Below are 5,820 nucleotides of genomic sequence, written 5' to 3'. Positions count from 1 at the left end.
GAGCCGAATAGGCGAGCTGCGGAAAGCGCCCGAAGGGCGCGCGGGCGTCCGGTGACCGCGCAGCGGGCAGCGCCCAGCGTTCAGGGGGTTTGCTGGGCTGCGTGCTTCAGCCGCAGGATTTCAACGGTGCGCGCGGCATCCAGCGCGCGATAGAACACGATGTAGTTTCGATGCACCACGAGTTCGCGCACGCCGGCCGGCAATCCTGGCCGGCCAGGACGGCCCAGTGAAGGATGGTCGGCCAGCGGCAGCGTCTTGTTGCGCAGTTCCAGCCCGAAGGTGCGCGCCCGCAGTGGGTTGTCCTTGGCGATGTAGCGCACGATGGCACGCAAGTCCTCGCGCGCTTTCGGCCGCCATTCAATGCGGTACGGTGTCTGAACAGTAGTCATGGGCAGCGCTCAAGGGCCCTTTCGCTTGGGCAGCTTGGCGCTTCCGGTCATCTCGGCAATGTCGGCATCCATCTCGGCCATCACGTCATCATGAGAGATATTCGGGCGCGGGTCGTCAATCGCGTCCTGCACCTCGGCGGCCAGCCACTGGTTGTAGGCGGCGGCCTGGTGCGCCTTGCGCAGCGCCTCGGCCCGGCCGCGGTTGCCAGGTGTCTCGTCTTTCTCGTCCGGGTTCCACGCGCTGGCGTCGAACTGCCCGACCGTGATGCCAATGTCGCGCAGCACGTTCAACGCGGCCAGAGGGTTTCCGAAGCGGCGCGGCTCGTTGCTGCGAGCCTTGGCGAGCAGCGCGGCAGCGCCGCTGCGCGTGGCGATCTCGACAAGGAACGCGCCGCCCAGGCCCTTGAGGGTCACGCCGGCGACGCCGCCGGCATGGGTGGCCGCGCGCAACTGCTCGATGGTCATGCTTTGCATGGTCGGCTCCTTATGTGTTAGCAAACATTATCTAGTTCCATTGTGCAGGATTTCTAGATCACGTGCATTCACATAGCCCTTGAATACCTCGCAACGAAAGGAAGAGGTTCGGGCTCATTCAGTAATCGTACAGGTACGATTGCTGAATGAGAACAAAAAAAAACCCGCCACTATGGACGGGGTAAGGCTTCAAAAAAACGCGCTTCGAAAACTCCGAAGCGCAGGACAAGTTTAAGGGCCACCTCCTGCCCGACCATCTGGCCAGGTGAAAACGAAATTCCCAGGGTGCTTCACGCGGCGCAGCCAGCCTTCATCCTGAAGGCGCCGGATGTATTCGGCGCCGCCCTCCCCCGTGCATCGCCTGGGCGCATCCATCGCGGCCAGGCGCTCCAGGGCATAGCGCTCGCCCGTCTCTCCGAGCCGCACCTTGGCGAGCGTGCGGTCGGCGAAGCTCGCGCCGCTGGGCGACAGCCACAGCATGCGCGCGCTGGAGCGGCCCCGGTACTGCGCGTTCCCGGCCTTGTAGATGGTGCCCACGTGGCCACGCTTGACCAGTTCGCCGCACTCGTCGCGCCGTTCGATGGGATCGCAGTACGCCACGATTCCCCGCACTTCAGGCAGCGCCTGCCGCAGCAGCCGTCGCATCCTGGCCAGCGCCCAGGTCTCGGCGTTCGCGGCCAGGCTGTCGTCCAGCACGAACCGGCCCAGTTCGACGCCCTCATTGGGCGCGAGTGCCGGAAAGTAGCTGGGGATCACGCGCTGGTTCATCGGCACCGAAAACACGCCGACACCGGCCAATCGCTCACGCTGGAACGGCTCCTTCACGAACACGCCAGCACGAAACCGGGCCGCCGGGTAGGTTCCCGAGTAATGGTGCATCAAGACGAAGTGCTTGGCGTCGCCCTCCTCGATGGGCACCACGGTGCAGCGCGTGGGGTCGAAGGGTTCGCCGGCCGGCCGATAGGACGCCCGGCGTCGATGCCAGCGCTGGCCGAACAGGGCCAGCTGCTCGATCAGCAGATTGGTGGAAGGTGGGTTCATGCTGGCCTCACCTCACGTCCACCGCGCCGGCCGGGAGGCCGGCGCGCGCGTCCAGTGCGTTGTCGTCGGCCTGCAGCTGCTGGGCGAGCCGGATGAAGCGGCGCCGCTGGCCACGGATCACGGTGAAGTCATCGCCGACCACGCCATTGAGCCGCGCCCAGTGATTCCAGGCGAAGCTGCGGCCCAGGCCCACGGTCGTCTTCGTGCTCGGAAAGCTCGGTGCATCGCGCACCATCTCTTCCCAGCTGCTGCCGAAGTCCACTTCATCGAATCGGCTGTGCCGGCCCGTGAGCGCACGCCGCTCCAGTCCAAGGGATTCATCGAGGAGCCCGGGATGGTGTCCGGCCAGCCAGAACAATTCCCACGGTCTGGAAGCCGGGCAGAAGTAGCACGCGGACTTGATCGGCACCATGTCCGGCCCCAGGTCGGCGGCGATAGCGCGCACGCAATCGACGCGCGTCCAGCCGATGAGCTGCAGCGGGTAGACGAAATCGAATGGCCCATCGGCGCGGGCGGCGGCAAAAGATGCGCCCGCCCGGCGCCGGTCGGCCCGGCCGCAGTCGTAGCCGATCAGCTTCACGATCCGCTGGCCCTGCGCCCGCGAGCGCAGCCAGAGCGGATGCGGCGGGCGGCGGTTCGGCCCGCGCGTGACGCCCATCAGGTGCTGGTCCTGCGGCACGTGCTTCCAGCGGATGCTGCAAGACTTCATCCCGAAGGCGAGCGATGGCAAGGTTTCGTTCGTCCAGCAGTTGCCGTACAGGTCGGTGTACGGGGTTTGCGGCTGGGTGCGAACGCGGCACAGTTCGATAGGCGGCCAGTCCCACGCATGCAGGATCTTCTGCATGCGCTCGATGTGGACCAGAGTTTCAGGCTTCTCGCCGCCCGTGTCGGCGAACGTGATCGCATCGGGCCGCAGGCCTGCCGCACGCAAGGCCAGCAGCATCGCCGTGGAGTCCACCCCGGCACCGAAGCAAACCACGATCAGCTTGCCCAGGAGCGCGGCACGCAAGGTGCCGCGCTGGCATGTATTGATTAGACAAGGCATGGCATTCGCCGCGCTCGGGAGCCGAGAAAGGGCCGCAGCGTCATGCTGCGGCCACCTCCATCAGCCCTCGACGCCCTCCGGCAGGGCATCGGCCTCATGCTGGTCTTCGTCTTCCTCATGGGCCTCGTCCTGCTCCACTACCTCCGTGCTTTGCGGATACGGGCGCAGCGTGGATGGCAACCAGCGTCGGCCATCCAGCAGCGCGGCCGTGGCGGCGATGGCCTCGCCCTTCTTCATCTTCTCGATGGGCTTGGCCGCGTCGGCACCGCAGGCCTCCGTGACGGCCTCGATCATCTTGGCCTTCGGAACGTGGCACAGGTAGCGCTCGTTCGTCGGCATCCACCAGTCGGCCATGTTCAAGCCCAATGTCGATTCGATCAGCTGGGCCATGTCGTAGCCGTGCCCGACCTTGCGGTTCGGCTCGCCGGAGAACACCTCATAGGAGTGAGCGATGAACACAGACAGCAGTTGCATCAGTTCGCCAAGCTCCATCGCCATCAGCGCTGCGAACAGGGTTGGCCCGTGCGCGGGAAGCTTGCCGATCCAGCCGGCCGCGTGCTCGAATGCATCCGCTGCCTTGCTGCCGCCGAATTCGCTGGCTTGGTTTCCGATCTGGTGCATGTTGTCGTTGAAGCGCACCTTCACCGGCGACGATTGCCACGGCTCCTTGTCGTTGACGATCAGGGTCATCAGCAGCGCGGCCAGGGCCACTTTCGGCTGCTGGGTCAGCGCGGCGCCGACAGCCGCCGAGCGATGCGCGGTCAGGTTCGCGCAAAGGGTTGCGCTGAACTCGGCCCGAACCTTCTTCGGTGCCTCGGCCATCCCGCCCGCCACGCCCTCGCCGCCTGCGGCCTGCTTGGCCTGCGGAACATCCTCGCGCCGCACCAGACCCTCTGCCAGGACAAGCTGGCCCGCGTTGTCGATGGTCAGCACCACGCCGGAAGTGGCTCGCTGCCTCGGCCCCCACTCGCGCAAAGCCGCCTCCATGTTGTCGCCCAGGTCGTCGAACGCTTCCCATTGCGCCTGAAGCGCCTGATATTCGGCCTCCTGCTCGTCGGTCCACTCGCCTTCCTCGTCGGTTTCTTCGTCGTAGGCGGTCAGGGCTTCCAGTTCGTCCATGCGCTTGCGCAGCGCATCGGCATCTGCGCTCACGCGGTCGATTTCTGCCTTTTCCTCGGTGGTGGGCTTGCGCCGCTTCGGTTCCAGCTTCCCGAAGGCGCTGCGCTCATGGTAGGGAAAGCTCATGCGCGCTTCGACCCACTTCCAGCCTGCGGCCCGGATTTCTTCGGCCTGGGCCTCCAGCTTTTCGAGGGCCAGCCTGTTGAGCAGCGCGCCGTCCTGGATGTAGAACGAGCCTTCCTCCCCCGTGAACAGGTCTGCCCGCACCGCGCCGCCGGCTTCCCGGTAGGCCTCCAGGCCGACGAAACGCGCGATGGCCGATGTACTGCTCACCTCGTCGTTCGTCAGCATCTGCGTGATGTAGTGCGCGGATCGCTGGTACGGCGAAAGCGTATTCCAGACACGCCGCTGTTCTTCATGGTCATCGGTCAGGGCAAGCGCCTGCAGCTGTCCCATTTCGATCTGGTCGGCCCGGTACATATCGAGGAATTCCGGCGCGAGGCGTGCCAGCTTCAACCGGCGCTCGACGGTCAGGGCCGAAAGGTTGTAGGCGGCCGCGATCTGGCCTGCCGTCTTCCCTTCATCCACCAGCCGCTTGAATGCTTCCAGCTGGTCGGCTGGATGCATGGGCTCCTGAGTGGCGTTCTCGACCAAGCTGACGCTCACGCCGCGCTCGGCATCGAACACGCGGCAGCGCACCGGCACATCAGCAGGCACGGCGGCGTGCTCTGCCAGGTAGTGCAGCGCTGCCAGCCGACGCCCACCGGCAACCACCCCGTGGTCGCCCTTGCTGCCCTTGATCTTCTCGGGGATCACCGCAAGCGGATTGAGAAGGCCGCCTTCGGCCATGATCGCTGCCGCCAGTTCCGGGATGGTGCTGGGATCGTGCTTCTTGCGCACGTTGTTGGGCGACAGGTGCAGGCGATTCAGGGGAATGTCGCGTTCCTCGCCGGACAGGATGGATACCAGCTTGCCGTCAATTTCAACAACCGCTGCGTCCTCGCCATTCAACACATTGGATTCTTCGTAAGCCATGATCGCTTCCTCCAATGCTCAGAACGGCAGTTCGTGGTCGGCGACCTTGACGGGGGCGCCCAGCAGTTGGATGCGCGCCCGGTTGTCGGACGCATTGCGGCGGCGGTAGCCGTGGATCGGCAGCGTCGGCGCTTCCTCCCACTCCTGCTCCGTGTACTGGCCCTTGCGAGTAACCGGCAGCAGGCAGATGTAGCCGTGGTAGTCCGGCGCGTTGCGGTGGTTCTTGTGCGATGCCGAGAAGAGCTTGCCGTAGTAGCGCGGGCCATCCTTGAAGCCCACCGTCAGCGCGCAATACAGCACGCCGGTTTCGCGGGCCGACTTGACGAATGCGGCCAGGGGCACGCGCAGCGCTGCATCGTCCAGCTGGATGGTTCCCGTCATCGCCGGCGCGTTGTCGGCACGGTCGGGCGATGGGCGCGACGTGAACAGCGCGCCGGTGAGCATGCTCACCACCGTGACTTCAAACTCGGGAGGCACCTGGGCCGGTGCCGCCGCAGCTTGCGCATGGTCGAAGTCGGACGGCTGGAAATCGGCCGTATCGCGGCCTGCCGCTTCGGCTGCTGCGGCGTTCACCGCATCCAGATCGGCAGGGCCTTGGTTGGGGGTAAGCTCGACGGATTGCGGAGCCAGGGGTTTCTTAGAAGCCATGATGATTTTCCTTATGACCGGCACCGCTTGATTGCTGCACCGTACCTGTATTTTAACCTGTTATACACC

General features: G+C 65.4%; 6 protein-coding genes. All 6 read right to left on the bottom strand.

Translation table 11 applies throughout. The features are described 5' to 3' along the window. Positions 1-80: 80 nt before the first annotated feature. Positions 81-389: a type II toxin-antitoxin system RelE/ParE family toxin gene (locus NX068_RS20950; RefSeq protein ID WP_263463178.1), complete on the bottom strand. Its 309-nt coding sequence runs from the start codon at positions 387-389 to the stop codon at positions 81-83. Positions 390-398: 9 nt separating this feature from the next. Next, positions 399-863 carry a type II toxin-antitoxin system RelB family antitoxin gene (relB, locus tag NX068_RS20945; RefSeq protein WP_263463177.1) on the bottom strand — a complete coding sequence of 155 codons (465 nt, stop codon included), beginning with the start codon at positions 861-863 and terminating at the stop codon, positions 399-401. 231 nt (positions 864-1,094) lie between these two features. Continuing rightward, positions 1,095-1,904 carry a Mom family adenine methylcarbamoylation protein gene (locus tag NX068_RS20940; protein WP_263463176.1) on the bottom strand — a complete coding sequence of 270 codons (810 nt, stop codon included), beginning with the start codon at positions 1,902-1,904 and terminating at the stop codon, positions 1,095-1,097. A gap of 7 nt (positions 1,905-1,911) precedes the next feature. Further along, entirely contained in the window at positions 1,912-2,949 is a 1,038-nt protein-coding gene (locus NX068_RS20935) for an adenine nucleotide alpha hydrolase family protein (RefSeq protein WP_263463175.1), read from the bottom strand. Between the two features lie 60 nt (positions 2,950-3,009). Continuing rightward, entirely contained in the window at positions 3,010-5,103 is a 2,094-nt protein-coding gene (locus NX068_RS20930; protein WP_263463174.1) for a ParB/RepB/Spo0J family partition protein, read from the bottom strand. A gap of 18 nt (positions 5,104-5,121) precedes the next feature. Next, positions 5,122-5,751 carry a hypothetical protein gene (locus NX068_RS20925; protein WP_263463173.1) on the bottom strand — a complete coding sequence of 210 codons (630 nt, stop codon included), beginning with the start codon at positions 5,749-5,751 and terminating at the stop codon, positions 5,122-5,124. Positions 5,752-5,820: the final 69 nt, after the last annotated feature.

This window comes from Thauera carbonicopians (genome assembly GCF_025699485.1).
In the GTDB taxonomy this organism is placed as follows: Bacteria; Pseudomonadota; Gammaproteobacteria; order Burkholderiales; family Rhodocyclaceae; genus Thauera.
This window is presented reverse-complemented; position numbering and strand designations above follow the sequence as displayed.

What these genes read in the sequence shown, in the direction of transcription:
- NX068_RS20950 (WP_263463178.1), bottom strand. Translation starts at nt 389, where the DNA reads ATGACTACTGTTCAGACACCGTACCGCATTGAATGGCGGCCGAAAGCG.
- relB (WP_263463177.1), bottom strand. Translation starts at nt 863, where the DNA reads ATGCAAAGCATGACCATCGAGCAGTTGCGCGCGGCCACCCATGCCGGC.
- NX068_RS20940 (WP_263463176.1), bottom strand. Translation starts at nt 1,904, where the DNA reads ATGAACCCACCTTCCACCAATCTGCTGATCGAGCAGCTGGCCCTGTTC.
- NX068_RS20935 (WP_263463175.1), bottom strand. Translation starts at nt 2,949, where the DNA reads ATGCCTTGTCTAATCAATACATGCCAGCGCGGCACCTTGCGTGCCGCG.
- NX068_RS20930 (WP_263463174.1), bottom strand. Translation starts at nt 5,103, where the DNA reads ATGGCTTACGAAGAATCCAATGTGTTGAATGGCGAGGACGCAGCGGTT.
- NX068_RS20925 (WP_263463173.1), bottom strand. Translation starts at nt 5,751, where the DNA reads ATGGCTTCTAAGAAACCCCTGGCTCCGCAATCCGTCGAGCTTACCCCC.